The sequence below is a fragment of the Streptomyces sp. NPDC093085 genome (genome assembly GCF_040683935.1).
Lineage (GTDB): Bacteria > Actinomycetota > Actinomycetes > Streptomycetales > Streptomycetaceae > Streptomyces.
The window spans coordinates 533,955-560,526 of the sequence record NZ_JBFBFB010000003.1; the positions used below are offsets into that span (position 1 = coordinate 533,955).

Annotated in this window: 19 protein-coding genes; 11 read left to right on the top strand and 8 right to left on the bottom strand. The window is 73.6% G+C overall.

Translation table 11 applies throughout. The features are described from left to right. Window positions 1-39 precede the first annotated feature (39 nt). Window positions 40-1,518: an MFS transporter gene (locus AB0O07_RS13120; RefSeq protein WP_365631294.1), complete on the bottom strand. Its 1,479-nt coding sequence runs from the start codon at window positions 1,516-1,518 to the stop codon at window positions 40-42. Between the two features lie 503 nt (window positions 1,519-2,021). Between AB0O07_RS13120 and AB0O07_RS13125 the strand changes: the two genes are divergently transcribed. From AB0O07_RS13125 to AB0O07_RS13140, 4 genes are all read left to right on the top strand, one after another. Further along, window positions 2,022-3,860, top strand: coding sequence for an MFS transporter (locus AB0O07_RS13125; protein ID WP_365631296.1), 1,839 nt, complete (start codon window positions 2,022-2,024; stop codon window positions 3,858-3,860). Between the two features lie 167 nt (window positions 3,861-4,027). Continuing rightward, window positions 4,028-4,768: a class I SAM-dependent methyltransferase gene (locus tag AB0O07_RS13130; RefSeq protein ID WP_365631298.1), complete on the top strand. Its 741-nt coding sequence runs from the start codon at window positions 4,028-4,030 to the stop codon at window positions 4,766-4,768. Between the two features lie 85 nt (window positions 4,769-4,853). Next, window positions 4,854-5,807, top strand: coding sequence for an N-acetylmuramoyl-L-alanine amidase (locus tag AB0O07_RS13135; RefSeq protein ID WP_365631300.1), 954 nt, complete (start codon window positions 4,854-4,856; stop codon window positions 5,805-5,807). A gap of 417 nt (window positions 5,808-6,224) precedes the next feature. Further along, on the top strand, window positions 6,225-7,022 hold the full coding sequence (locus tag AB0O07_RS13140; RefSeq protein WP_365631302.1) for a hypothetical protein: 798 nt from the start codon (window positions 6,225-6,227) through the stop codon (window positions 7,020-7,022). A gap of 91 nt (window positions 7,023-7,113) precedes the next feature. Here the strand turns inward: AB0O07_RS13140 and AB0O07_RS13145 are convergent, their stop codons facing one another. The 4 genes from AB0O07_RS13145 to AB0O07_RS13160 all read right to left on the bottom strand — a co-directional run bounded on the left by AB0O07_RS13145 (window position 7,114) and on the right by AB0O07_RS13160 (window position 11,185). Then, the gene (locus AB0O07_RS13145) at window positions 7,114-7,782 is read right to left on the bottom strand and encodes a hypothetical protein (protein ID WP_365631304.1); all 669 of its coding nucleotides are present in this window, start codon (window positions 7,780-7,782) and stop codon (window positions 7,114-7,116) included. A gap of 94 nt (window positions 7,783-7,876) precedes the next feature. Beyond that, the gene (locus AB0O07_RS13150) at window positions 7,877-9,001 is read right to left on the bottom strand and encodes a prenyltransferase (RefSeq protein ID WP_365631594.1); all 1,125 of its coding nucleotides are present in this window, start codon (window positions 8,999-9,001) and stop codon (window positions 7,877-7,879) included. Window positions 9,002-9,003: 2 nt separating this feature from the next. After that, entirely contained in the window at window positions 9,004-9,795 is a 792-nt protein-coding gene (locus AB0O07_RS13155) for a class I SAM-dependent methyltransferase (RefSeq protein ID WP_365631305.1), read from the bottom strand. A 79-nt stretch (window positions 9,796-9,874) separates the two neighbouring features. Further along, on the bottom strand, window positions 9,875-11,185 hold the full coding sequence (locus tag AB0O07_RS13160; protein WP_365631307.1) for a glycosyltransferase family 4 protein: 1,311 nt from the start codon (window positions 11,183-11,185) through the stop codon (window positions 9,875-9,877). A 348-nt stretch (window positions 11,186-11,533) separates the two neighbouring features. Between AB0O07_RS13160 and AB0O07_RS13165 the strand changes: the two genes are divergently transcribed. Together AB0O07_RS13165 and AB0O07_RS13170 are read left to right on the top strand one after the other, a co-directional pair. Continuing rightward, window positions 11,534-12,769 carry a S8 family peptidase gene (locus tag AB0O07_RS13165; protein ID WP_365631309.1) on the top strand — a complete coding sequence of 412 codons (1,236 nt, stop codon included), beginning with the start codon at window positions 11,534-11,536 and terminating at the stop codon, window positions 12,767-12,769. A 197-nt stretch (window positions 12,770-12,966) separates the two neighbouring features. Further along, on the top strand, window positions 12,967-13,326 hold the full coding sequence (locus tag AB0O07_RS13170; protein WP_365631311.1) for an STAS domain-containing protein: 360 nt from the start codon (window positions 12,967-12,969) through the stop codon (window positions 13,324-13,326). A gap of 142 nt (window positions 13,327-13,468) precedes the next feature. Here the strand turns inward: AB0O07_RS13170 and AB0O07_RS13175 are convergent, their stop codons facing one another. Next, entirely contained in the window at window positions 13,469-15,919 is a 2,451-nt protein-coding gene (locus tag AB0O07_RS13175; RefSeq protein ID WP_365631596.1) for an endonuclease/exonuclease/phosphatase family protein, read from the bottom strand. A gap of 603 nt (window positions 15,920-16,522) precedes the next feature. Here AB0O07_RS13175 and AB0O07_RS13180 point away from each other — a divergent pair. Beyond that, window positions 16,523-18,010 carry a prenyltransferase/squalene oxidase repeat-containing protein gene (locus AB0O07_RS13180; RefSeq protein WP_365631313.1) on the top strand — a complete coding sequence of 496 codons (1,488 nt, stop codon included), beginning with the start codon at window positions 16,523-16,525 and terminating at the stop codon, window positions 18,008-18,010. 144 nt (window positions 18,011-18,154) lie between these two features. On the opposite strand, the gene AB0O07_RS13185 is transcribed toward AB0O07_RS13180, so the two are convergent. Further along, complete coding sequence (locus AB0O07_RS13185) at window positions 18,155-20,380, bottom strand: bifunctional glycosyltransferase 87/phosphatase PAP2 family protein (RefSeq protein WP_365631315.1); 2,226 nt, start codon at window positions 20,378-20,380, stop codon at window positions 18,155-18,157. 240 nt (window positions 20,381-20,620) lie between these two features. Here AB0O07_RS13185 and AB0O07_RS13190 point away from each other — a divergent pair, with 240 nt between their 5' ends. Together AB0O07_RS13190 and AB0O07_RS13195 are read left to right on the top strand one after the other, a co-directional pair. Then, window positions 20,621-21,310, top strand: coding sequence for an O-methyltransferase (locus AB0O07_RS13190; protein ID WP_365631317.1), 690 nt, complete (start codon window positions 20,621-20,623; stop codon window positions 21,308-21,310). A 74-nt stretch (window positions 21,311-21,384) separates the two neighbouring features. Beyond that, window positions 21,385-21,936, top strand: a complete 552-nt coding sequence (locus AB0O07_RS13195; RefSeq protein WP_365631319.1) for a GNAT family N-acetyltransferase — start codon at window positions 21,385-21,387, stop codon at window positions 21,934-21,936. A gap of 15 nt (window positions 21,937-21,951) precedes the next feature. Here AB0O07_RS13195 and AB0O07_RS13200 read toward each other — a convergent pair whose 3' ends face one another. Continuing rightward, on the bottom strand, window positions 21,952-24,009 hold the full coding sequence (locus tag AB0O07_RS13200) for an MDR family MFS transporter (protein WP_365631321.1): 2,058 nt from the start codon (window positions 24,007-24,009) through the stop codon (window positions 21,952-21,954). Between the two features lie 495 nt (window positions 24,010-24,504). Here AB0O07_RS13200 and AB0O07_RS13205 point away from each other — a divergent pair, with 495 nt between their 5' ends. Both AB0O07_RS13205 and AB0O07_RS13210 read left to right on the top strand, forming a co-directional pair. Then, window positions 24,505-25,608 (top strand): peptidoglycan-binding domain-containing protein, encoded by a 1,104-nt coding sequence (locus AB0O07_RS13205; RefSeq protein ID WP_365631323.1) that lies wholly within the window; start codon window positions 24,505-24,507, stop codon window positions 25,606-25,608. A 274-nt stretch (window positions 25,609-25,882) separates the two neighbouring features. Further along, entirely contained in the window at window positions 25,883-26,539 is a 657-nt protein-coding gene (locus AB0O07_RS13210) for an HAD-IA family hydrolase (RefSeq protein WP_365631325.1), read from the top strand. The last annotated feature ends 33 nt before the right edge of the window (window positions 26,540-26,572 follow it).

The following is a 26,572-nucleotide window of genomic DNA, read 5'->3' on the forward strand; positions in this document are numbered from 1 at the left end:
GGGTGCCGTTCCCCGGCCCGTCAGGGGAGTTGGGCCAGGTCAGCTCTCCGGGGACGGCTCCCGGCGCGGCAGCCAGACCGTCATCAGGGCCGCCGCCACGAGCAGCACCCCGCATCCGGTGCGGAAGGCGAGCGCGTACCCCTCCGTCAGTGCCTCGGGGCCGCCGCGTCCGCCGGTCCGTGTCGCCGCGACGGTGGCGAGTACGGCGAGGCCGAGCGCGCTGCCCATCGTGCGCGAGGTGTTGATCAGGCCGGAGACCAGGCCCGCCTCGCCGGGCGCCGCGCTGCCCGTGGCGAGGACGGCGAGCGGGGTGGTGGCGAGGCCGAGGCCGGTCATCATGAGGATGCCGGGGCCGAGGATGGTCGCGAGGAACGTTCCTTCGACGGTCATCGTGGACTGCCACCCGAATCCGGCCGCCGCCACCAGCGCCCCGCCGATCGCGACCCCGCGCGCCCCGGCCCGGGGCATCAGGCGCGGCGCGAGCTTCGAGCCGAGTACGACGCAGAGCGAACTCGGGACGAGCGCGAGTCCGGCCTCCAGCGGGGTGTAGCCCAGCACGTTCTGCGCATACACGGTCATGAAGAACCACATGCTGAAGGAGGCCGTGCCGCAGAGGAACATCCCGGTGTTGGCCGCCGAGACGGCCCGGATCCGGAAGAGCCCGAGCGGCACGAGCGCCTGCTTCGTCCGCGCCTCCACCAGAACGAAGGCGCCCAGCAGCAGGACGCCGCCGACCAGCGGCACCAGCGTCCCCGGATCGGCCCAGCCGCGCTGTTCGGTCTGGACGACGCCGTACGCGGTGGCCGCGAGCCCCGTCGTGACCAGGACCGCGCCGGGCAGGTCGAGCCGGCGTCCGGCGGCGTCCCGGGACTCGGTGAGCCAGAGGGCGGCGCCGACGAGCACCAGGATCCCGACGGGCACGTTGATCAGCAGGACCCAGCGCCAGGAGAGGAGTTCGGTGAGGAGCCCGCCGACCAGCCCGCCCGCGGCGCCGCCACCCGCGCCGACGGCGGCCCAGGTGGCGACGGCGCGGACCCGGGCGGGCCCCGCGGGCACGGAGGCGGTGAGGATGGTGAGGCTGGCGGGGGCGAGGACGGCGGCGCCGAGTCCCTGGACGGCGCGGGCCGCGATCAACTGCCAGCCCTCCTGGGCGAAGCCGCCGGCCGCGCTGGCGAGGGTGAAGACGGCGAGTCCGGCGAGGTAGGTCGCCTTGCGGCCGAAGAGGTCGGCGGCCCGTCCGCCGAGCAACATGAATCCGGCGAAGGCGATCGTGTAGCCGTTGAGGACCCATTGGAGCCCGGTGGCGGAGAGGGCGAGGTCCGCGCGCATGGAGGGCAGGGCGACGTTCATCACGGACACGTCGAGGACGACGAGGAACTGTCCGGCGCAGGAGGCCAGGATCACGGCCCAGGTACGCGGCCCGGGCTTCCCGGAGGCAGGGGCGGCCCCTGCGGCGGATATGGCGGGGTCGGGGGAGGCGGAGGCGGCGGATGTCGCATCGGAGGAGGTTCTGACCATGGGTGTCATGCTCTCAGCCGGTGGGTGACCCGTACATGGATATTCCGCACGAGCCTGCCCGGCCGGTCGGCCCGGTCCGCAGGACCTACGCCGGGCCCACGCCGGGCCCACGCCGCGCCGGAAGCCCCCTCCCCCAGCCCCTCCCCAGCCGTCCCCCCAGCCCTTCCCAGCTCCTCCCGAGCCCTTCCCCAGCCCTTCCCGAGCCTCTCCCGCGTTCCCCCTCCGCTCCCCGCGCCCCCTGGGTCCCGGACATCACGCCGCCGAAACCTCGTTCACACACTGTTTACCTGATGATGGCCGAAGAGGCCGGAATACAGCGGCGCGCCCACGGGTTGACCTGAGAAGGTTTCATGGTGCATGTACTTGACGGCCGACCCGGCCCTGTCAAGCACCGGCACACCCGGCACACCCGGCACGCCCGGCACGGGTGTCCGCCGCTCACCGCACCACCCTCGCGCACCACCCGTACGTCCGTACTCTCCCCTGCCCCGGAGGCCGCACATATGCCGCAGACGACGACCGATCAGCACGCCGGAGGGCTCCCCGGTCCATCACCCCGCACAGCCGGCGGCATCGTCCCCGTCCTCGCCTTCGCGGGCATCACCGTCGCGGTGATGCAGACCCTGCTCGTCCCCGTCATCAAGGACCTGCCCGTCCTCCTCGGCACCGAGGCCTCCGACGCCACCTGGGTCATGACGGCGACCCTTCTCGCGGGCGCCGTCGCGACGCCGATCATGGGGCGTCTCGGCGATCTCTTCGGCAAGCGGCGGATGCTGCTCGCCAGCCTCGCCGTCATGGTGGTCGGCTCGCTGATCTGCGGTTTCACCGATGACCTCATGATCATGATCGTCGGCCGGGCGCTCCAGGGCTTCGCCATGGGCGCGATACCCCTCGGCATCGGCATCATGCGGGACGAGCTCCCGCCCGAGAAGCTCGGCTCCGCCATGGCGCTGATGAGCTCGTCCATCGGGGTCGGCGGCGGGCTCGCCATGCCGGCCGCCGCGCTGATCGCGCAGAACTCCGACTGGCACGCCCTGTTCTTCGCCTCCGCCGGTCTGGGCACGCTGTCGATCCTGCTCACCGCCTTCCTCGTCCCCGAGTCGTCCGTGCGTGCCCAGGGCACCTTCGACTGGCTGGGCGCGATCGCGCTCTCCGCCGGGCTGGTCGCGCTGCTGCTGCCGATCACCAAGGGCAGCGACTGGGGCTGGGCCTCCGGGACCACCCTCGGTCTCTTCGCCCTGGCGGTCGTGATCCTGCTGCTGTGGGGGGTGATGGAGCTGCGCAGCCCGGCGCCGCTGGTCGATCTGCGGACCAGCGCCCGCCGTGAGGTGCTGCTGACGAACCTCGCCTCGATCATGATCGGGGTGGCGTTCTACGCGGTCTCGCTCGTACTGCCGCAGTTGCTCCAGCTCCCCGCGTCGACCGGGTACGGCCTGGGCCAGTCGATGGTGAGCGCGGGCCTCTGCGTGGCGCCGCTCGGCCTGACGATGATGTTCACGGCGCCGCTGTACGCGCGGCTCTCGGCCCGCCACGGGCCGAAGGTGACGCTGGTCATCGGTCTGCTGGTGATGGCCGTGGGGTACGGGGCCGGTCTGGGCCTGATGAGCGCCGCCTGGCAGACCGTGGTGATCGCGGTCGTCCTCGGCGCCGGGATCGGGCTCGCGTACTCCTCGCTGCCCGCCCTGATCATCGGCGCCGTCGACGAGTCTGAGACCGGCGCCGCGAACGGGCTGAACACGCTGATGCGCTCCATCGGCACCTCGACGTCGAGCGCGGTGATCGGCATGGTGCTGGCGCACACCTCGGTCCCGGTGGGCGGGGTGATGCTGCCGTCGCTGCACGGCTTCCGCATTTCGTTCCTGATCGCCACGGGCGCGGTGCTGACCGGCCTGGTGCTCGCCGCGTTCCTGCCGGGCCGGCGGAGCGCCCCGCGCGCCGAGGAGGCGGAGTACGAGGCTGCCGGGTACGGGGCCGGGTACGCGGGCCCCGCGCACTCGGCCCACTCCGCGCACTCCGCGCACCGGTCGGTGCCGGTCGCGGGCTCCGGCGGGTTCACCGGGCAGGTGGTGGACGTGGACGGTACGCCGGTGGGGCGGGCGAACATCACCCTGATCGACCGGCGCGGGCGCCAGGCGGGGCGGACGACGGCGGACGCGGCGGGCCGCTGGACGCTGCTGCCGCCGGCGGGCGGTACGTATGTACTGGCGGGCACGGCCACCGGGTACAGCCCGCACGCCCGCCCGGCGACCTACCAGGGCGACGGGGTGCCGGTCACGGTCGACCTGGTCCTCGGCCAGGGTCTGGAACAGGCCCAGCAGACCGGCACGGCCGTCACCTCCTGACGTCCTGGCGGTCCCTGGCCTCCTGCACGTCCCTGCCCTCCTGAGGTCCCTGAGGTCCGGTCCAGGACCGGCCTCCTGGCCTTACGGGGCCGGGGTCCCCACGCGTACCGCTGTACGGCACGATGGGACGCCCCCGGCCCCCGAACCCCGCGCCCCAGGAGCCCCCCATGCCCGCCCCCGCCCCTGTCTCCTCCCCCACCCCGCCCCCGAAGATCCTCGCCGCCTTCGAGGCGGCGAGGGGCTTCATGCCCGTCCACGAGGGGCTCGCCCTGTACGCGGCGGCCGTCGAGGCCGGGGCGCTCGGGCTGCCGCTGCTGGAGATCGGCACGTACTGCGGGCGCTCCACCCTCCTGCTGGCCGCCGCCGCGGAGCAGGCCGGCACCGTCGTGGTCACCGTGGACCACCACCGGGGCAGCGAGGAGCAGCAGGAGGGGTGGGAATACCACGACCCGGATCTGGTCGACCCCGGTGCCGGGCTGATGGACACGCTCCCGTTCTTCCGCTCGGCGCTCCACCGGGCGGAACTCGAAGAGCGGGTGATCGCGGTCGTCGGCCGTTCGCCGCAGGTGGCGCGGGTCTGGGGCGACGGGCGGTTCGGGCTGGTCTTCATCGACGGCGGCCACACGGACGAGCACGCCACCGGGGATTACGAGGGGTGGGCGCCCCGGGTCGCCGGGGGCGGGCTGCTGGTGATCCACGACGTCTTCCCCGACCCGGCGGAGGGCGGCCAGGCGCCGTACCGGATCTACCGGCGGGCCCTCGCCTCCGGCGCGTTCACGGAGGTGTCGGCGACCGACACGCTCCGGGTCCTCCGCCGCACCGGGGACCGCGAAGCGGACCCTACCGACGACCGTACCGACGGCCCCACCGCGGACCGCACCGAGGCGGGGCCGCCCGGCGCCCCCTGACCCGTCAGAGGGGTCCTCGGCCCCGCCCCGGCCGGTCCGTGGCCGGAAGACCGCGATCGGGAGGCGGTGCGTCTAGCCTGGCGAGGTGTCGTACGACGAGAGCCCGCACCCCGCGCCCCGCCGCCGCTTCGGCCGGCACCACCTCACCGTCGCGGTCGCCGCGCTGGTGCCGACCGGTCTGGTGGGGTGGCTGGTGTGGCAGGGGGTGAGCGGCCCCGACGGCGCCAACGCCACGGCCGCCTCCTCCTCCGCCGCGCCCGCCTCCCCCACCGGCCCCTCGGCGCCCACCACCCCCCGTACCGCCGCATCCGCGTCCGCGTCCGCCTCGGCCGATGACGACGCCCCCGGCGGCGCCGACCCGTCCGGGCCGCTCGCCGGGAAGGTGGTGGTCATCGACCCGGGGCACAATCCGGGGAACAAGGACCACACCGCCGAGATCAACAAGCAGGTCTCCATCGGGACCACGTCCAAGGAGTGCGACACCACCGGGACCGCCACCGACGCCGGTTATCCGGAGGCCGAGTTCACCCTCGACGTGGCGCACCGGCTCCGTACGCTGCTGGCCCGCCAGGGCGCGACGGTCCGGTTCACCCAGGACGACGACCGCCCGTTCGGGCCGTGCGTGGACGAGCGGGCCCGGATCGGCAACGAGGCGGAGGCCGATGCCGTCGTCTCCGTCCACGCGGACGGCTCGGCGCCCGGCAACCGCGGTTTCCATGTCATCCTGCCCGCCCTCGTCAAGGGCGGCGGGGCCGACACCTCCGCCATCGTCGGGCCTTCCCGGGAACTCGGTGAGCGCATCGTCGGGAATTTCGTACGGGAAACCGGAAGTTCTCCTTCCAACTACATCGGGGACGGTACGGCGTTGGACGTACGGTCGGATCTCGGCGGTCTGAACCTTTCCACCGTCCCGAAGGTGTTCATCGAGTGCGGGAATATGCGGGATTCGGCCGATGCCGCGCTGCTGACCGACCCGGAATGGCGGCAGAAAGCGGCACGGGGGCTGTCGGAGGGCATCAGCGGTTTCCTGAAGAAGTAAAGAAGAAGCGGTGAATCACTGTGCGCCCACTGTGAGGAGCCGGTGCGGCGCACCGTGCGGGGAAGGGACGGGGGAGGGATACCCGGGCGGTACGGGTGGGGATACGGTGCGCGGCGCGAGGAGCGTGCCCGGCGGCAAAAGCCGAGGCAGACGGCGCGCGGCGGGGCAGGTGAGGGGCGCGTCGGGGGCGTGGGCGCGGGGCGCGCGGAGGCCGGGGCGACCGGCGGGATGAGCGGATCGCATAACGGACCCGAGTAACGGCCGGGTACCGGGGCGGATACCGGGCGGACGCCCGCATCGGGCAGACGATAGATTCAACCGTACGATAGGGAGCCGCCCCCGAGCTTCGCACCGCGCACCGCACCCTGAGCGGCGCGACGACCGCCCCCACGAGACGACTGACGAAGGACTTTTCACGTGAACATCCGCTCCCTCACGAGAGGTGACGGCGTGGTGATCGGAGCAGCGGTGTTGCTGTTCATCGCCTCGTTCCTCAATTTCTACGACTCGAACTACGTCTCGGGCACCAAGGCGTGGGACATCCTCGGCGTCGTGATGAGCATCCACATCGCCGGGGTGATCGCCGCGGCGCTGATCGTCGTCTCGCACGCCGTTCCGCAGACCCCGAAGAAGATCGCCGGGCTCGACCTCGGCCAGTTCGGTGTCGCGCTCGCCATCTTCGCCGCGTGGACCTCGCTCTGGTACCTGCTCGGCAACGGCACGGCCGGCAGCGGCCAGATCCTCGGGTTCCTCGGCTCCGCGGTGCTCGCGGGCGCGGCCGTGGCGACCCCGCTCGTGCCCGCGCTGAAGGTCGGCCTCGTCGGCGCCCCGAAGCCGGTCGCGCCGCAGCCGTACGGGGGCGCCCCGGGCACTCCGGGCGGCCCCGGTTACGGCTACCCGGGCGGCCAGCAGCCGTACGGCGCGCAGCCGCAGCCGGGGACGTTCGGCGCGGACGCCCAGGGCGCGCAGGCGGGCCAGCCGGGCGGGCCGGCGCAGGGCGGGGCGGCTCCGGCGGGCGATTTCGCGCCGTTCTGGTTCGCCGTACCGGTGGCGCGGCCCCTCTTCGGTGAGGACGGATCGCCCACGCCGATCGCGGAACTGGCGCCGGGCACCTGGTACTTGGCGGTCGAGCAGCGCGGCGCGAGCCTGGTGGCGCAGACGCAGGACGGCCAGCGGGGCGTCCTCCAGGACACCTCGGGCATCCAGCGCGGCTGACGCCCGGTCACCCCAGGGTGCGGCCCTGGCCCGGAACTTCGCGTTCCGGGCCAGGGCCTTTCTCGTACCCCTTCTCGTCTCCGGCCGTCCGTCAGCCGGCGCCGCTCTTGAGCTGCGACAGGGAGGGCACCTTGTCCTTCACCGGTGCGCCCGCCTTGTCCCCCGCTCCCTTGACGTCCGTGATGTTCTTCTGGAAGTTGTCGATGTCCGAGCTGCTCGCGTCGCCCTTGCGGAGCTTCGTGGCGAGCCCCTTCAGCGAGGCGATCCCGGCCGCCAGCGGTGCGACGGCCTTGGAGAGCAGCGGGTCACCCTTGGCGTTCTCCGAGGCGGCCTTGAGCCGGTTGTAGGTGAAGGCACCGGCCAGGCCCGCCTTGACGAGGGCGAGCTTCCGCCCCTTGGCGCCCTTCTTGAACTTGCCCGCCTTGTACGGCTTGATGATCCACTGGTACGTCGCCCCGGCCGCGAGGCCGGCGTTGGCGACGAAGCGGGTCTTGGAGAACTTCTGCTTCTCCGCCGAGCTGGTGGGCGACGCCGCCGCCTCATCGGCCGCGGGGAACTCCTGCACCGCCTCCACGGCCTTCTCGGCCTTCTCGGCTCGGGGGGACGAGGCGCCGCCACAGGCGGCCGTCGTCAGCAGCGCGCAGGAGAGCAGCAGGGCGAGGACGGCGCGGCGCACCGTCACCTGGAGTGCGTGCGCACGGAGGGGGCGCGGAGGGGGTGCGCCCGGTTCGTGGCCCGGTATGTGGGGGTGGTCGGACATGGGAACCTCCCTGGCAGACTGCCTGAATCCTCACCGGCCCCAGGGTCGCCCGCCACGCGGGCTGGTCCGTTCGGGTCACCCGCCCGCCCCGCGGCTACCTCGGGCAGCACTCCGTCGCCCGGTCCGGTTCCAGGCCGTGCGGGAGGCGTTCGCCGCCGAAGACGGCGGTGGTCGCCTCGTGGCCGCCGAGCGCGGCCACCGCGAGGAGCAGCGCGCCGGCCGTCCAGGTGGTCAGCTCCTCGGGCCACCGGCCCGGCTTCCCCTCGAAGACGTACCCGGTCCAGTACAGGCCGTTCTCGGCGCGCAGGTGCTGGATGGACTGGAGCACGTCGAGGGCCCGGTCGGACTGGCCCATCACCCAGAGGGCCAGGGCGAGTTCGCAGCTCTCGCCGCCGGTGACCCACGGGTTGGGCAGGACGCACCGCACCCCGAGCCCGGGGACGACGAAGCGCTCCCAGCCCTCCTCGATCCGGCGGGTGGCGGCGGCGCCGGTGACGGCGCCGCCGAGGACCGGGTAGTACCAGTCCATCGAGTAGCGGCTCTTGTCGAGGAAGCGCTCGGGGTGGTCGCGGATGGCGTGCGCGAGCGCGCCCGCCGCCAGTTCCCAGTCGGGCTGCGGCTCCTCGCGCTCCTCGGCGATGGCGAGGGCGCACCGCAGCGCCTGGTGGACCGAGGAGTTGCCGGTGAGGAGCGCGTCGTGGCGGGGGGTGCCGTCGGCCTCCCGCTTCCAGCCGATCTGCCCGCCGGGGAGCTGGAGTTCGAGGACGAAGGCGATGGCGGCGTGGACGACGGGCCACATCAGGTCGAGGAAGGCGTCGTCGCCGGTGGCCAGGTAGTGGTGGTAGATGCCGACGACCGGGTAGGCGCAGAAGTTGCTCTCGCGGCCCAGGTCCGAGGGGTGGTGGGCGCCGCTCTCGGTGTCGGTGTAGGCGGCGCACCAGGAGCCGTCCTCGTTCTGGTGCCGGGCGAGCCAGTCGTACGCGCGGGCCGCCGCCCGGTGTTCGCCGGCCGCGTCGAGCGCCATGGCGGCCTCGGTGTGGTCCCAGGGGTCGAGGTGGTGGCCGTGGAACCAGGGGATCGCCCCGTCGGGCCGCTGGACGGCGAGGATCCCGGCGACGGTCAGCGCGGCCTGCTCGGCGGTGAGCACGCCGGGGAGCACGAGGTGTTCGACGGCGCCGGGGGCGGGGCCGGAACCGGCGCCGGACCGGGGCCCTGGCAGCGTCACTTGGCGTCCGCCGGAGCCGTGCCCGCCGTGGCTGCCGTGGCTGCCGTGGCTGCCGTGGCTGCCGTGGCCGCCGGGAGGTGCGGCTTGGTCGCGTACGCCACGAAGCTCTTGCCGACGACCGGGTTGAGGAGCTGCTCGGCGACCCGGGTGGCCATGGGCTTCTTCATGATGTCCCAGACGAGCAGTTTGTGGTACGCGCGGACGGGCAGCGCCTGGTCGTTGTCGACGCCGAAGGCGCACTTGAGCCACCAGTAGGGGGCGTGCAGCGCGTGGGCGTGGTGGGTGCCGTACGGCTTGAGTCCGGCCTCCCGCATCCTGGCGAGGAGTTCGTCGGCCTTGTAGATGCGGATGTGGCCGCCCTCGACCTCGTGGTACGCGTCGGAGAGCGCCCAGCAGACCTTCTCGGGGCCGTAGCGGGGCACGGTGACCGCGATCCGGCCGCCGGGGCGGAGCACGCGGACCATCTCGGCGAGGACGCCCTTGTCGTCGGGGATGTGCTCCATCACCTCGGAGATGATCACGACGTCGAACGAGGCGTCGGGGAAGGGGAGGTTGAGCGCGTCCCCCTCCATGGCGGTGGCGGTGGCGCCCTCGGGGGCCTCGCCCTCGGCCTTCATCGCGGCGAACCAGGTGGCCACCTCGCGGATCTCCGCGCCGTTCCGGTCGAGGGCGACGACCTGGGCGCCGCGCCGGTAGCACTCGAAGGCGTGCCGGCCGGCGCCGCACCCCAGGTCGAGCACGCGGTCGCCCGCGGCGAGCGGGAAGCGGGTGAAGTCCACGGTCAGCACAGGGCGGTCCTGCTTTCGCGGTCGGGGTTCGGGGTCGGACGAGGCGTCAGGGGCGGGGCGGGGGCCGGGGGTCGGGGGGTCAGGGGCGGGGCGGGATCCGGCGGCCCTGCCGGGCGATGGCCTCACGGTAGAGGTCGGCGGTGCCCTGGGCGGCGCGGGCCCAGGTGAACTTGGCCAGGACGCGTTCGCGCCCCGCCGCGCCGAGCCGGGCGCGCAGCTCCGCGTCGTCGAGGAGCCGGCCGAGCGCGGCGGCGAGGGCGCCCGCGTCGCCCGGGGGTACGGCGAGACAGCTCTCCCCGTCGGCGCCGGTGACCTCGGGGATGGCGCCGCCGGTGGTGGCGACGAGCGGGGTGCCGGTGGCCATCGCCTCGGCGGCGGGCAGCGAGAACCCCTCGTACAGGGAGGGGACGCAGGCGATCTGGGCGCCCCGGATCAGATCGACCAGCTCCGCGTCGGAGATGCCCTTGACGAACTCGACGGCGCCTTCGAGCCCGTACCGTTCGATGGCCTGGGCGACCGGGCCGTCCTCGGCGCGCTTGCCGACCACGACGAGGTGGGCGCCGGCGTGTTCGGTACGGAGTTTGGCGAGCGCCTCCACGAGGTGGACGAGGCCCTTGAGGGGGACGTCCGCGCTGGAGGTGGTGACGATACGGCCGGGGATCTCGGGGACGGCCGGGTCGGGGGCGAAGAGGCCGGTGTCGGCGCCGATATGGACGACGCGGATCCGGTCGGCCGGTACCCCGAGGTGGTCGGTGATCTCCTGCCGGGAGGAGCCGGAGACGGTGAGGACGGACGGCAGCCGGCGGGCGACGCGCCGCTGCATACGGGTGAAGCCGTACCAGCGGCGTACGGAGGCGCGGCGGCGCCAGTCCTCGGCGGCGGCGAGGTCGAGGGCGCGGTCGACGGTGATGGGGTGGTGGATGGTGGTGACGAGGGGCGCGCCGAGGTCGCCGAGGAGCCCGTAGCCGAGGGTCTGGTTGTCGTGGACGACGTCGAACTCCCCGGCGCGGGCGGCGAGATGGCGGCGGGCTCGGAGCGAGAAGGTGAGCGGCTCGGGGAAGCCGCCGGTCCACATGGTGGCGACCTCGACGGCGTCGATCCAGTCGCGGAACTCGTCGCGGCGCGGGGTGCGGAACGGGTCGGGCTGCCGGTAGAGGTCGAGGCTGGCGAGTTCGGTGAGCGGGACGCCCGCGTCGAGTACGGGGTAGGGCTGGGCGCCGATGACCTCGATGTGGTGGCCGAGGCGGGCGAGTTCGCGGGAGAGGTGGCGCACGTAGACGCCCTGGCCGCCGCAGAAGGGGTTGCCCTTGTAGCTGAGGAGCGCGATCCGCAGCGGGCGGTCGTCCTGGAGTCCTGGTCCGGTGCCCGCCGCTATGGCCTCAGCGGTCACGCTCGGCCCCCTTCTGGCTGCTCTGACTGCGCTCTCCGTGGTGGATCGGATCGCCGCGGCGAAACCGCTGTCGACAATCTAGAACAAGTTTCAGACGCACTCGTTCACAGGCATTGAATTTACCGGCAGGTAGCGTTCGCGTACCGGCCGGTACAGGTGATTCGTGCCACGGCGGCCGTCCGTCGCCCCCGCCGCTCCCCCGCCACTCCCCCGCCACTCCCCCGCCACTCCCTCACTGCTTCCTCGCTGCTCCATCCGGCCCATCCGGCTCAAGTCCGGGGTGTGTCGCGGCCGAAAGACAGGTGGCTCATCCGCCAGACCCGGCCCCCGACCCCTTACGGAGAACGCATGCGCCGTCCCCGTCCGCGCTGGGCTTCCGCCGCCCTGCTGCTTCTGCTCCCCCTCCTCGGCGCCGCCCCGGCGGCCACCGCCGGCTCCGGTCCCGGTCCCGGTGAGCCGGGACCGGGCGGCGCCGCGAGCACCGCCCCGCGCACCGCGCCGCTGGAGCGCTCGCCGCGCGCGGTGCCCGGTGAGTACATCGTGACGCTCGCCCCCTCGGTCTCCGCCGCCTCGGTGGCCCGTCAGCTCCGGCTCGCCCCGCACTTCACGTACGACACCGTGCTGCACGGCTTCGCCGCCGCGCTCACCCCGTCCCAGCTCGGCCATCTGCGCGGCTTCCCGGGCGTCGAGGCGGTGGAGGAGAACGGGGTCATGGCGCTGGACCCGGCGGAGGCCACCTCGGGGCACCGGCCGCTGGTGCCGGCCGAGAGCTGGGGGCTCGACCGGATCGACCAGCGGTTTCTGCCGCTGGACGGCGCGTACGACGTGACGGCCACGGGCGCGGGCGTCACCGCGTACATCGTGGACACCGGGATCGAGACCGCGCACCCCGAGTTCGCGGGGCGCGCGAGCGTCGGGTACGACGCGGTCGGCGACGGCCGGAACGGCCAGGACTGCCAGGGGCACGGCACCCATGTCGCGGGCACCACCGGGGGCGCGCGCTACGGGGTGGCGCGCGAGGTGTCGCTGGTCGCGGTGCGGGTCCTGGACTGCAAGGGGTCGGGCACCAACGCGGGGGTGATCGCGGGGCTCGACTGGGTGGCCCGTACCGCGCACACGCCCGCCGTCGTCAACGGCTCGCTGGGCGGCCCGGGCTCCACGGCGGTCGACACGGCCGTGACCGCGGTACGGAACGGGGGCGTCCTCCCGGTCGTCGCCGCGGGCAACTCCTCGGCGGACGCCTGTACGGTCTCACCGGCCCGGGCCCGGGGCGCCGTGGCCGTCGGGGCGACCGACCGTACCGACCGGCAGGCGGCGTTCAGCAACACCGGGTCCTGTCTGAGCCTGTACGCGCCGGGTGTCGACATCGTCTCGGCCCGGCTCGGCGGCGGCTCCGTCGCGCTGAGCGGTACGTCGATGGCCTCCCCGCATGCGGCCGGGGTGGCGGCGCTCTATCTGGGGGGCCATCCGTCGGCGTCGCCGGGGCAGGTGGCCGAGTGGCTGGTGGACGAGGCCACCCCCGACGTGATCTCCGCCATCGGCGCCGGATCTCCCGACCGTCTGCTCTACACCGGCGGGTGGTGACGGGGCGGGGCCGCGACAGCGGCTCTGACCACGTACGCAGCCCTCACCAGCGGGTTTTCCCCGCACGGGGGAAAGCGCTGTCATATGCGATACGCGAGCGCCATGGGCATGACGGAACGCCGACCAGGGTGCGGCGGGGCGTGTACCGTGCTCGGTCGTCGCACCCGCCCGCCCGTTCACCGGAGTTCACCGAAGGAGTGAGGTCCCCCATCGCCGCTCTGCCCCCGTATGCCCCGTTCGGCATCGAGATCGTCACCGGCCAGGACCGTGTCCTGGTGCGGGTCAGCGGCGAGCTGGACTGCGACACCGGACCCGACCTGTTCGCCGCGCTGGCCGCGCTGACCGACCGGTATGTCGAACTGGACCTGAGCCGGGTGCCGTTCATGGACTCCACCGGCCTCAGCCTGCTCCTCGGCCAGCGCCGGGCGAGCCGCCGGGCCGGCGGGGACATCTCGCTGCTCCGCTGCTCGGCCCCGGTCCGCCGGATCCTCGATGTCACCAGCACGCTCGCCCATCTGACGGCGCCGTGCGGCTCGGCGCCCGACTCCGCCCCGTAACTCCCGGAGCGGAAAAGGAGTGGCGGGCGGGCGCCCCACGCACGGGGTGCCCGCCCGCCACGTTTCTGCCGGCGGTCGGCTCGGCCGGCCCACTGGCCGGTCAGCCCTGCCGGCCCACTGGCCGGTCAGCTCTGCCGACGGGTCAGCGGATGCGGACCACCTGCGGGTCGTGGTCGCTCGCCTGGTCGGCGAACTCGGCGTTGATGTGGACGACCTCGTACGCCGGCTTCTTGACGGCCGGGCTGACCAGGATGTGGTCGAGGGTCTGCGAGTTGCCGTCGTACACGTAGCTGTAGCGCTCGTTCTTCGGCAGCGTGTTGATCAGGTCGGTGAGGACCTTGCCCTGGGTGAGGGCGGCCAGCGGCTTGGAGAACTGGTAGTCGTTCAGGTCGCCGAGGACGACGACCTTGGCCTTCGCGTCCTGCTTGAGCAGGCCGGTGACGAAGGAGTTGACCTCCTTGGCCTGCGCCAGGCGCTGGGTCTCCGAGGAGAGGACCGGCGGCTGGAAGCGGCTGTGCAGGGACTGGTCGCCGCCCTTGGAGTTGAAGTGGTTGCCGATGACGAAGACCTGCTGGCCCTGGAAGGTGAACTCGCCGACGAGCGGCTTGCGGCTGTTCAGCCAGGCGCTGGAGGTGGGGTTGATACGGCCCGGGGAGTTCGACAGCGTGATGCCGCCCTTGCCGTTGCCCTTGCCCTTCTCGTTGCCCTTGCCGGGCTTCCCGCCCGTCGCGGGGGCCTGGACGACCTTCGTGGCGGTCGTGGCGTCGCCGCCGGGACGGTCCACGAAGCTCACGCGCTTGGGGTTGAAGAGGAAGACGTTACGGATGTTGCCGCCGGGCTCACCGCCGTCCTTCTTGTCCTCCGGGTCGATCGAGCGCCACTCGTACGCGGGGCCGCCCGCGGCCTTGATGGCGTCGGTGAACTGCTGGAGGGTCTTGTCCGCGGCGACCGTGCCGTCGTCCTTGTTCCCGTTGTTGTCCTGGATCTCCTCCAGGCTCACGATGTCGGGCGCGGAGAGGTTCTTGACGACGCCGGTGGCCAGCCGGTCGAACTTCGACTGCGGGTTGGTCGGGGCGAGGTTCTCCACGTTGTACGTGGCGACCGCCAGCTCGTCCGACTTCGCCTTCTTCGCCACCTCGGGCTTGAGGCCGCCGGACTTCACCTTGCCGAGCTGGGTGGCCTGGAGGCCGTAGCCGCCGTAGTTGGAGTAGTCGAGAACGCCGGTGGTCGCTCCGGTGAGCGTGTCGCCCACATTGGCGTCGGCCTTCTCGCCGGTGACCGAGGCGACCAGCAGCCGGCCCGAGTTGGGCTGGGCGTAGGAGCCGTAGAGGGTGCCGCCGCGCGGGGTGGCGTTCTCCTTGGGCTTGGTGGTGATCCAGGTCTCGCCGTACGCGTTGGACGCGCCGACGACCCGGGTGTTGACGACCTGGACGCGCATGCCCTCGCGGGACTCCAGCCAGTCCAGGGCGTACTTGGTGGGCTTGAGGGCCAGGGACTCGATGTTGCCGTCCTTGGCGGTGGCCTTGGGGGCGTACGTGTCCGGGATGGTCTTCGCGTCGATGACCTCGGCGGCGGGCAGCGCGTTGCCGGAGGAGAGGACGGTGGCGGTGGGGCCGGTGATCTCGGTGACGGACTGGTTGCCGCTCGCGGCGCCGCCCGGGTAGTACTCGGAGACCTTGCCGCTGACCAGGACCGAGTCGCCGACCTTGACCTGCGGGGTGGTCGATCCGGTGAAGACGAAGACCGCCTCGCTGGTCGCCGGGTCCTTGTCGGGCTTGGGGTCCTGGACCCAGTAGCCGCGCGAGGTGCCGGTCACGCGCAGGGCGGTGACGATGCCGGGCACGTCGGTGACGGTGGATCCGGCGTACGGGGAGATCCGGGTGTTGCCCTGGATGTCGTGGATGCGGAGCTTGCCCGGGGTGGTGCTGGTGGGCGAGGGGGTCGGGGACGGGTCCGAGCCGCCGCCGGGGGTCGTGCCCTCACCCGCGCTGTTACGGGGGGACGGCGTGGCGCCGGAGAAGTCGACGGAGTTGTCGTCCGTGTCGGCGAACGCGGCGTTCCGGCTGACCGAGGTGGTGTTGCCGGCGCCGGTGGCCGGGGAGCCCTCGCGTACGGTCGCGGTGCCGAAGCCGACGAGGTCCTTGACCGAGGCGTCGGAGGTGCAGCTCTCGGCGGTCAGGCAGGTGAGCGGGGTGGTCGAGTGGACCAGCGCGACGGTGCCGCTGGACGCCGACATCGGGATCGTGCCGACCGCGTCGGGGGTGGGCAGGGCCTCGCCCGCACCGGCGCCCTTGGCCTCTTCGATCAGATAGGTGCCGCCGGCCGGGATGGCCCCGGACAACTCGGTGACCTGCCACTTGGAGGAGGCGGAGGGCGAGCCGCTGAGGTACTGGACGGACCAGCCGCTCAGGTCGAAGGCGCCGCCACCCGCGTTGCCCAGCTTGATGAAGTCGTTGGCGAGGGTGGCCCCGGAGTTGCCGCCGCCACCGAAGACCTCGGCGATCACCGCGTCCGGGGACGGGGTCGCCTGGGCGGTGAAGGGCAGCGCGACGAGGGAACCGGCGATACCGACGGGGAGCGCGAGCGCGACGATCTTCGCGCGTCGGCCACGGAAGGCCGGAGGTATGGAGGGAGACACAGTGGCTCTTTCTGTTGCTTCGATTGCGGCGTCCGTCGAGGGCCCCCCGTGGGTTCCTCGTGGCGAGCCGCGGATGAGCGCATGGCGGGAAAAGTCGGCTCAAGATACGCGCGTAGATCGCTCGCGAACAAGGGGTGGGACCGGGCAAGAGACAAGTGTTTCCCGACTGTTCGCCGGATTTAACCTGGATGCCGGAGAACGGCGGACCGGATCGCGTGCCCGGAGAGCCGGCCGGGGCGACCGGAGCGGCCGGCCGGGGCGGGCGGGCGCCGGGGCGGAAAACGTTCGAGGTGGGGGCAGTTGAGAAGGCGGGGCGCGACCGGGGCGCGCGGAACGGGGCGGGCGCGAAACGGTAGAGTGAGCCCCGTCGCCCTCGGTGCCCGTATGGAGGGAAGCCGGTGCGAAACCGGCACCGGTGGCGGGCGCTGTCGGGGTCGACAGGCATAACTTCACGCTTTGTTCACGACCTGTACGAGCTGTACGTACGAGCAGGACGAGCGGGGCGGCGGCACGGCGCGTGCCGGGCGCCCGGCCCCCGCAGGAGAGGCCCCAGTCGCCATGACCACCGTTCGCCGCGGCAGCGCGGCGCTCGCCGTATCAGCCCTCCTCTGGGGGATGTTCGCCCCGGCCGCGTATGCGGGCGGGGATGTGACTCCGCCGACTCCCGCGCCGTCTTCCGCCCCTTCCTCCGCTCCCTCCGCTCCTTCCGCCCCTTCCTCCGCCGCACCCTCCGACGCTCCCTCCCCTGCCGTCCCTTCCGCCCCGGCCGCCCCCTCCGGCTCCCCGGCTCCCTCCGCCCCTGCCGCCTCGCCCGCGCCGGTACCGCTCTCCTCGCCCGCGTCGCCCACGCCGCCCGCGCCGCTCTCCGCCGAGATGCTGCCGCGCGGGCTGTACGGCTCGACGGACCCGGCGCTCGACGGGGTACGGCGGCAGTCGCTCGCGCTGCTGGGCCAGGCCGCGGCGGGCGTGCGGCCCGGGGACGACGGGGTGCGGTGGCTGAAGAGGCAGCGGTGCGCCGACGGCGGGTACGCCCCGTTCCGCGCCGACCCGGGCACGCCCTGCGACGCGCACACCCCGGTCGACACCGAGTCGACGGCGGTCGCCGTCCAGGCGCTCTCCTCCCTCGGCGACCAGCGGCCGTTCATGGCCGGGAGCGTGGCGTGGCTGCGCGCCACGCAGAACGAGGACGGCGGCTGGGGCCGGGCCCCCGGCGCGCCGAGCGACGCCCGCTCGACCTCCCTGGTCATCGGCGCGCTGACCTCCGCCGGGGTGCGCCCCGGTTCCGTACGGGCCCCGGTGGGCGGCCCCGGGGGCAAGGACGCCTACGACGCGCTGGTGGAGCTCGCGATCCCGTGTGACGCGGGGTCGGGCGCCGACGCCGGGGCCTTCGCGCAGCGGCGGGGCGAGGACGGCGCGCTCACCGCCGACGACGGGGCCACCGCGGCGGCCGTGCTGGCCGGGCTCGGCAAGCGGCTGGTCAGCAATCCGGTCAAGGCGGGCCCCGCGCCGGTCTGCCAGGAGACACCGGAGGGTCCGGAGGGACCGGAGCCGCCCTCGCCGGAGCGAGCCGCCCGGAACGGTGCCGCCTATCTGGCCGGCGCGCTCGCGGCCACCGGCCATCTCGACCGGGTGGCGGGCGAGAGCCCGCCGGAGCCGGATGTCGGGAACACGGCGGCGGCGGTGGTCGCGCTGACGGCGGCCGGTTACGGGGACCAGGCGACCGGCGCCCTGGAGTGGCTGAAGAAGAACTCCGGGGCGTGGGCGCAGCGGCAGGGGCCCGCCGGATACGCCCAGTTGATCTTCGCGGCGTATGCGACGGACACGGACCCGCGCAGCTTCGGCGGCCTCGATCTGGTGGAGCGGCTGAACGCGACCGGCCCCACGCCCAAGTCGGTGGCGCCCCCGGAGCCGCGCCCCGGCACCTTCGCGGAGGCCGTGATCGCCGACGGGGACACCGCGGTGATCCTCTGGGTCGTGGCGATCGGCGGGGGCGCGGTGCTGCTGACGGTGTTCCTGGCCGGCCGGAAGAAGACCCGGCGGCCGTAGGGCCGTTACGGCGACGGCGCGGCCACCGGGCCGGGGGCCTGCCCCGGGTCCAGGCCCGGGCCCGGGTCCAAGCCCGGGCCCCCGCCGGGCTCTTGCCCCCGGGGCCGCGCCCCGACGAGGCCCCGCTCTTCCCCGCGGCCCCGGCTACTCCCGGGCCGCGCCCGCCGCCGGTACCGCCCCGTCCCGTACGGCCCCGTCGGCCCGTACAGCGGTGTCGTCCCGTACGGCCGCCCCGTCCCGTACTGCGTCGTCGTCCCGTACCGCGTCGTCCTCGGCCCGGCGGCTCCTCGGGAACGGGTCGGTGTGTCCCACCGCCTTCGGGAGCAGCCGCCTCGGCCCGGCGAGCAGATAGGTCAGGCCGAAGCCCGCGCCCACCACCGCCGCGCCGCCGACCGCGTCCAGCACCCAGTGGTTGGCCGTGGCGACGATGGCGCAGACCGTGAAGAGCGGGTGGAGCAGCCCGAGGAGCTTCATCCACAGCTTGGGCGCGAGGACCACGACGACCACCCCGCACCAGAGGGACCAGCCGAAGTGGAGCGAGGGCATCGCCGCGTACTGGTTGGTGAGGGCGGTGAGGGCGCCGTACTCGGGGTTGGTGAGGTCCTGCGGCCCGTGGACGGTGTCGATGAACCCCAGGCCCGGCATGAGCCGGGGCGGCGCCAGCGGGTAGAACCAGAAGCCGACCAGCGCGAGCACCGTGGCGAAGCCGAGCGAGGAGCGGGCCCACCGGTAGTCGGCGGGGCGCCACACGTAGAGGAGGGCGAGGATGGTCAGCGGGACCACGAAGTGGAAGGACGTGTAGTAGAAGTTGAAGAAGCCCTCGGCCCAGCCGGTCCGGGCGACCGCGTGGTTGACCCAGTGTTCGATGTCGATGCCGAGCGCCCGCTCGATCCCGTGGATCTGCCGGCCGTGTGCCTCCGCCGTCTCCCGGCCGCCCGTCGCGGCGAGCCTGATGTGGGAGTAGAGGGCGTAGCAGACGCGGATGGCGAGGAGTTCGAGGAGCAGGTTGGGCCGGCTCGCGAGCCGCTTCCAGAACGGCGCGAGCGGGATCCGGCTCCAGCGGGCGGGCACGGGGTGCGCGTACGTGGTGGGGACCGGCCGGTCGAAGTGGGGCGAGGTCCGGGCGAGGAACGGCACCACGCAGGCCGCCGCGAGGGCCGCGAGCAGCGGTACGTTGTCGCGGAGCTGGGCGAGGGCCGCCATGTTCGGCAGCATCATGGTGCCCGGCAGTGTCATCACGAGGATGACCACGGCGGGCCACACCAGCCGGTCCCCGGCGCGGACGCCGACCCGGCCGACCAGCGCCAGCAGCACCCAGAGCAGTTGGTGCTGCCAGGCGGTCGGGGAGACCGCGACCGCGACGCACCCCGTCACCGCGACGGCGAGCAGCAGTTGGCCGTCGCGCGCGTAGCGGACGGCGCGGCGCACCCCGAGGACGGCGACGGCCGTGGCGAGGGCGATGAAGAGGACGACCTCCAGGGGCCCTTCCAGGCCGGCCCTGAGCAGGGCGCCGTGCAGGGACTGGTTGGCGAGGCTGTCGGCGCGCTGCCCGAGCCCGGCGCCCGCCACATGGTGCACCCAGTACGCCCAGGAGTCGCCCGGCAGTGCCGCCCAGGCGAGCGCGGTGAGCGCGGCGAAGCCGCCCGCCGAGGTGACGGCCGCCTTCTTCCGTCCCGTCAGCCAGAGGAGCGGGGTGAAGAGGAGGACGGCGGGCTGGAGGGCCGCGCCCAGGCCGATGAGAACACCGGAGGCGCGTTCGCCGCGTACCGCGAAGCAGCCGAGCACGACCAGCAGGACCGGGATGATGCTGGTCTGGCCGAGCGAGAAGCTGTTGCGCACCGGGAGCGAGAGCATCAGCAGGCTGATCGCGACGGGCGCGGCGAGCAGGCGGGTACGGCCGGAGAGTTCGCCCGGCAGCGCGCGCCGGGCCACCACCAGGCCGAGGGCGACGACCAGCAGCAGGGTGCCGAGGGTCCAGGCGATCCCCAGGCTCTCCTGGGCGGAGCTGGCCAGGGGTCTGAGGACCAGCCCCGCGAAGGGGGTCCCGGTGAACTTCCCGGTGTCGTAGAGCGAGCCCGGTACGTGGAGGACGCCGGCCGGTCCGATCCAGGTCTCCAGGTCGGTGAGGCGCTGCCCGGGCGGCTGTCCGAGCACCGCCGCCGTCTGCCGTACCGCCAGCACGGCGGCGAGCAGCCAGAGCACGGCGCGCGCGGCTCCATGGCCGCCCCCCGCCGCGCCGGTGGCGCCCGCCGTCCCCGCCACGCCTGCCACGCCTGCCGCCGCACCGCCGTGCACGCTGCGTTCTGCCTTCACCACGCCGCGCCGACCCTCCGTCCGATAACGCCGTCCCTGGGGCGTTCCCCGAGGCATAGAGCCTCGCACTGCTCTCCGGAGAAGACCACGGCCACCCCCTCTTCACCTGACCGACACCACTGTTTCGGATCGTTGCCCATGACATCAGAGACGGGGCGGCGCGTGCAGGGTACTGATCCATCACGCGGTTCGAAGGACGACCGGGAGGATGAACGACCGGGAGCCGCACGACCGGGAGACGGACGACCGGAAGACGAACGGCCGCGCAATGTACCCGAGAGCGATGGAGAGACCCGTATGGCATCCGAGGACCAGGGACGGCAGCAGGCAGGCTGGAACGCCGTCGACCACTACTTCACCGACCGTCTCGCCCCCGCCGACGAGGCGCTGACCGCCGCGCTCGCCGCCATCGAAGCGGCCGGGCTGCCCGCGATCAGCGTCGCCCCGAACCAGGGCAAGCTGCTCCATCTGCTGGCCGCGACGCAAGGCGCCCGTACGGTGCTGGAGATCGGCACGCTCGGCGGCTACAGCACTATCTGGCTGGCCCGCGCGCTGCCCGCCGGCGGGAAGCTGATCTCGCTGGAGTACGACCCCGCCCACGCCGAGGTGGCCCGCGCCAATCTGGCGCACGCGGGTCTCGCGGGGATCGCCGAGGTACGGACCGGGGCGGCGCTGGACACGCTGCCGGTGCTGCTCGCCGAGGGCGCGGGCCCGTTCGACTTCGTCTTCGTCGACGCCGACAAGCAGAACAACGCGGCGTATGTGGAGTGGGCGCTGAAGCTCACCCGGCCCGGCAGCGTGATCGTCGTGGACAACGTCGTACGGGGCGGGGCGGTAGCGGATCCGGACGACCCGTCGGCCGCGGTGCGCGGCACCCGGCGGATGGTCGAGGAAATGGCCGAGAACCCCCGGCTGTCGGCGACGGCGGTCCAGACGGTCGGGACGAAGGGGTACGACGGCTTCGCGCTGGCCCGCGTGGTGGGGTGAGGGGCGGCTCCGCGCCGTACCGCCCGCCCGTAATCCGGTGGCCGCGGGGGCGCCGTACCGGGTAGAGAGGCACCATGCACTCGTCCCGGTCCCGGTTCTGGTCCGTACGCCCGGAATCCTTCGCCACCCCCGACGCCACCCGGCTGCGCCGCGCGTACTACGCGGAGGTCGCGGGCCGGTACTGGCGGCGGCCCGCGACGGAGGCGGAGATCGACGAGGGGCTGGCCGGCGACCCGCCCGGCCTTCTCGCCCCGCCCACCGGTGCGTTCGTGGTCGGGCGGTACGGGGCGGGGCCGGGCGCGGGGCCCGGCGTGGCGGCGTCCTGTGGCGGCGTACGGCTGCGGGACGCCGCGACCGGCGAGCTGACCCGGGTGTATGTCAGCCCGGAGGCGCGCGGCACGGGCGGCGGCGGGGCGCTGCTGGCGGCGCTGGAGGAGGCGGCGTGGCGGCTGGGGGCGCGGCGCCTGGTCCTCGACACGCGGCTGGACCTGGTGGAGGCGCGGGGGCTGTATGTGAAGCACGGGTTCCGGGAGATCCCGGCGTACAGCACGGGTCCGTACCGGGAGATCTGGTACGGCAAGGACCTGGTGGCGCCCGGTCCCGCGGGTCCTTCCGGTACCCCCTGACCCCGGGGTGGCGGCTCAGGCTGCGTGGTCGCGGGGCGGGTGCGGGGTGCGGGGGCGTTCGCCGTCGGAGCCGCACAGCTCGCTGTTCAACTCCTTCACCAGCGCGACCAGATCGGTCGGCCGGTCCGCGCCCCACCAGTCGCCCAGCAGTTCGGCGAGCGATGCCTCCCGGGCCTCCGCCAGCCGTTCGGCCACCTCCTCGCCGCGCGGGGTGAGGCGCAGCTCCACCCCCTCACGGCGGGTCAGGCCGCGCTCCTCCAGTTGCCGGGAAGCGTCCGTGATCACCCGCAGCGGTACGGGTGCCCGCTCGGCCAGGGGTACGGGGCGGACCGCGCCCTCGCGGCGGACCCGGAGCAGCAGCCAACTGGCCGCGGGGAGCAGGTCGTACCCGGCCTTCGCGGTGATCTTCTCGTAGACGCGGCGGCGCCCCTCGCGCGTGCCGAGGACGGAGAGGGCGCGGGCGACCTCGTCGCGCGAGGAGCGGACGACGGGGTTGGTGGCGAGCGTCTCGGTGATCTCCGGGGCGGTCACGGAGCCGCGCAGCTTGTCCTCCTTCAGGAACCAGGCGATGACGAAGCCGGCCAGCACCACGGGCACCCCGTACAGGAAGACGTCGGTGATGGAGGTCGCGTACGCGTGCAGCACGGGGGTGCGGAGCGCGGCGGGGAGCCGGTCGAGGGCGTGCGGGTCGGCGGCGAGCTGTCCGGCGCTGGTGCCGGGCGGCAGGGTAGCGCCGGCGAGGGCGCTGTCGAGCCGTTCGCGGAGGAGGTGGGTGAAGATGGTGCCGAAGATGGCGACGCCGAAGGAGGAGCCGATGGAGCGGAAGAAGGTCGCGCCGGAGGTGGCGACGCCGAGGTCCTCGTAGCGGACGGCGTTCTGCACGACGAGGACGAGGACCTGCATGACGAGGCCGAGCCCGGCGCCGAAGACGAAGAAGCAGAGGCTCATCGCCCAGGTGGAGCTGAACTCGGTGAGCTGGTGGAGGAGGAGCAGCCCGACGGCGGTGACACCGGTGCCGAGGATCGGGAAGACCTTCCAGCGGCCGGTACGGCTGACGATCTGGCCGGAGAGCGTCGAGGTGATCAGCAGTCCGAGCACCATGGGCAGCAGATGGACGCCGGACATGGTGGGCGTGACGCCGTGGACGACCTGGAGGAAGGTCGGCAGGTAGGTCATCGCGCCGAACATCGCGAAGCCGACGATGAAGCTGATGCAGGCGACGAGCGTGAAGGTCCTGAGGCGGAAGAGGCGGAGGGGGAGGACGGGTTCGGCGGCGCGTCGTTCGGCGCGGATGAAGAAGGCGAGGAGCACGAGGCCGAGGAGGGCGAGCCCGATGATCTCCGGGGAGCCCCAAGCCCAGGTGGTGCCGCCGAGGGAGGCGACGAGGACGAGGCAGACGGCGACCGAGGCGATGAGGAAGGTGCCGAGGTAGTCGATGGTGTGCGGGGTGCGGTGGACCGGGATGTGCAGGACGGCCGCGATGACGATCAGGGCGATGATGCCGAGCGGCAGGTTGATGTAGAAGACCCACCGCCAGCTCAGTTGCTGGGTGAAGAAGCCGCCGAGGAGCGGGCCGAGGACGCTGGTCGCGCCGAAGACGGCGCCGAAGAGGCCCTGGTACTTGCCGCGTTCGCGGGGCGGCACGAGGTCGCCGACGATCGCCATGGAGAGCACGATCAGCCCGCCGCCGCCGAGGCCCTGGAGGGCGCGGAAGCCGATCAGCTCGGGCATGTTCTGTGCGAGGCCGCAGAGCGCGGAGCCGATGAGGAAGAGGACGATCGCGATCTGGAAGAGCCGCTTGCGGCCGTACTGGTCGCCGAGCTTCCCCCAGAGGGGGGTGGCGGCGGTGGAGGCGAGCAGATAGGCGGTGACGACCCAGGAGAGGTGTTCCAGGCCGCCGAGGTCGCTGACGATGGTCGGCAGGGCGGTGGAGACGATGGTCTGGTCGAGCGCGGCGAGCAGCAGCCCCATGAGCAGGGCGCCGATCGCGACGAGGACGGTACGCGGGCTCCCGTCGCCCGCCCCGGGCGCCGGGGGCGGGCTCACGGCCGGGGTGGTCGCTTCCTGGGCCATGGGTCAACTCCTCGGGGTCCGTCCCGGCCGTGTCGGACCGCCGGTTTTCGCCAGTTCCACGACTCCGCCGGATACCCATCCTGGCCGCTCTGTCCGGTTATGGCCTCTCGACCGGCGCTCGACCGGCGAACGGGGCGGGGCCGGCGTACGTAGTTCTTCATATCGGGGCTGCATAATCGGCGGCAGTTCAAGGGGAGGGGAACCCAGGTGTCAGAAGAGCTCTGTCCCGGATGCGGTACGCCGCTCGGCGCGGAGATAACCCCCTGCTGTGTCTGCGACCCGCGCCTAGCGCAGAAGCAGGCCCAGGCGCAGGCTCAGGGGCAGGGGAACGATGTGGTGGGGCTGGCCGGGTCGGGGGGCCCGGCGGGTCCGGTGCCACCGGGGGGTCCGGGAGGTCCGGTGCCACTGGCCGGACCGGCGGGGCCGGCAGGTCCGGCGGGGGCAGCGGGGCCGGGAGGTCCGGCAGGACCGGCGAGCCCCGCCGGGGCGGCGCCCATGGCGGTGCCTCCGCCCGGTGCCGACCCGCGCCAGGCCCTCGCGGTCCCGGGCGCGGGCGCGCAGGGCGCAGCCCCGGACGGCGGCGTCCCGGGAGGCGCCGTCCCGGAAGGCGCGGCTCCGCACGGGGCGGGCGCGGGCGCGGAGGGCCCGGTCACGGAGGAGTTCCCGCCGTTGCACGTACGCCCGTACGTGCAACTCTCGGACGAGGGTGCCGGGGACGGGCCCGGTGCCTTCCGTACGGCCGGACCGCTGCCGCCCCTCAAGGCCGCACCCGGAGCACCCGGAGCACCCGGAGCACCCGGAGCACCCGGAGCACCCGGAGCCGGCGTGCCCGACGCCTCCGCCGCCCCGGACCCCGATCCGTACCCCACCATGAACCTCACCCCGGTTCCCCGCCTCGCCCCCGGCCCGGATTCCGTGCTGGCCGCCGGCGCGCCGCCCGAGGGGGAGGCTCCGGGGGAGCCCCGGGCGAGCGGTCGGCGGCGCAAGGCCCTGCTGCTGGCCGCGATCGGCGCGGCGGCGGTGGCGGTGCTCGGCGTGGCCGGTTTCGCGGGCGGCCTCTTCTCGGGCTCCGAGCGCGAGGACCGCAGGACACCGGACGAGATCAGCACCTGGCTGCCGTCGTCCGCCGGGGAGAGCTCGGAGGAGCCGTCCGAGTCGGCCGCCCCGAGCCCCACCGCGTCCTCGGAGTCCCCGGCCCCCGTGGAGTCCCCGGCCGCCGAGACGACGCCCTCCGTACGGTCGGCCACCAGCTCGGCGCCGCCGCCCTCGCCGAAGGAGTCCGCGGCGTCGCCGAGCGGGCCCGCCGCGAGCACCTCCGCCACCGGGTCGGACGGCGTCCGGGGCGCCACGCTCAAGCGCGGGGACTCCGGCGACGAGGTGACGGAGCTCCAGTACCGGCTGACGTGGGTCGGGATGTACTACGGACAGCCGAACGGGGAGTACGACCAGGCCGTCGAGGACTCCGTACGCCGGTACCAGCAGGAGCGGAGCGTCCCGGACGACCCCGCGGGCGTCTACGGCCCCCGGACCCGGGCCGCGCTGGAGGCGGAGACGCCCGGGTACGGGAGGGGTTACAACCGGGGGCAGGGCTACCGGTAAGACGGCCGACCGATAAGAGGGCCGACCGGTAAGACGGCCGACCGACAACGGCGGTACCGCTCACAGGGGGTACCGCTGGCGGGACCGTCCCTGCTTTGTATAATGACGGAACAAAGTGGCTCCGCCCGTTCACCTGACCGACGGGCGGAGTCACTTTGCCCGCACCCTCCCGCCCGTACGGTCGTACGAACGTATGGTTCGCGCGTCCGCACGCCGACCGCCGCCCCAGCCCGGGAACACCCCGGGGACACCTCGGAGCCCCCCGGAGAACCCTGTGAAGCTCGACGCCGTCAAGGCCCTGCTCCTCGACATGGACGGCACCCTCGTCAACTCCGACGCCGCCGTCGAGCGCTGCTGGAGCCGCTGGGCACACGCCCACGACCTGGACCCCCGGGAGATCCTGAAGGTCGTTCACGGCCGCCAGGGGTACGCCACGATGGCCGTGCTGCTGCCGGAGCGCCCGATGGAGGAGAACTACGCCGACAACCGGGCCATTCTCGCCGAGGAGATCGCGGACACGCGTGGCGTGGTGCCCATCCCCGGCGCACCGGAGTTCATGACGGCGCTCGCCACCGCCCCGCACGCCCTGGTGACCTCCGCGAACGTACCGCTGGCGGACGCCCGGATGGCCGCGGCGGGCCTGCCGATGCCGAAGATCCGGGTCACCGCCGAGGACGTCGGCGCGAGCAAGCCGGACCCGGAGGGCTTCCTGCTCGGCGCGGCGACGCTCGGCGTAGCGCCGCGCGACTGCGTCGCGTTCGAGGACTCCGAGGCGGGCATCGCGGCGGCGCGGGCGGCGGGCATGCGCGTGGTGGGCGTGGGCCCGCGCGCGGCGGCCATGAACCCGGACGCCCATGTCGAGGACCTCACGCGGGTACGGGTCGAAGTGCTGCCGGGCGGCGACCTGGCCCTGCACATCGCCGGGTACTGACCACGCCCCGCGCCACCACCGCGCGGCGCGCCC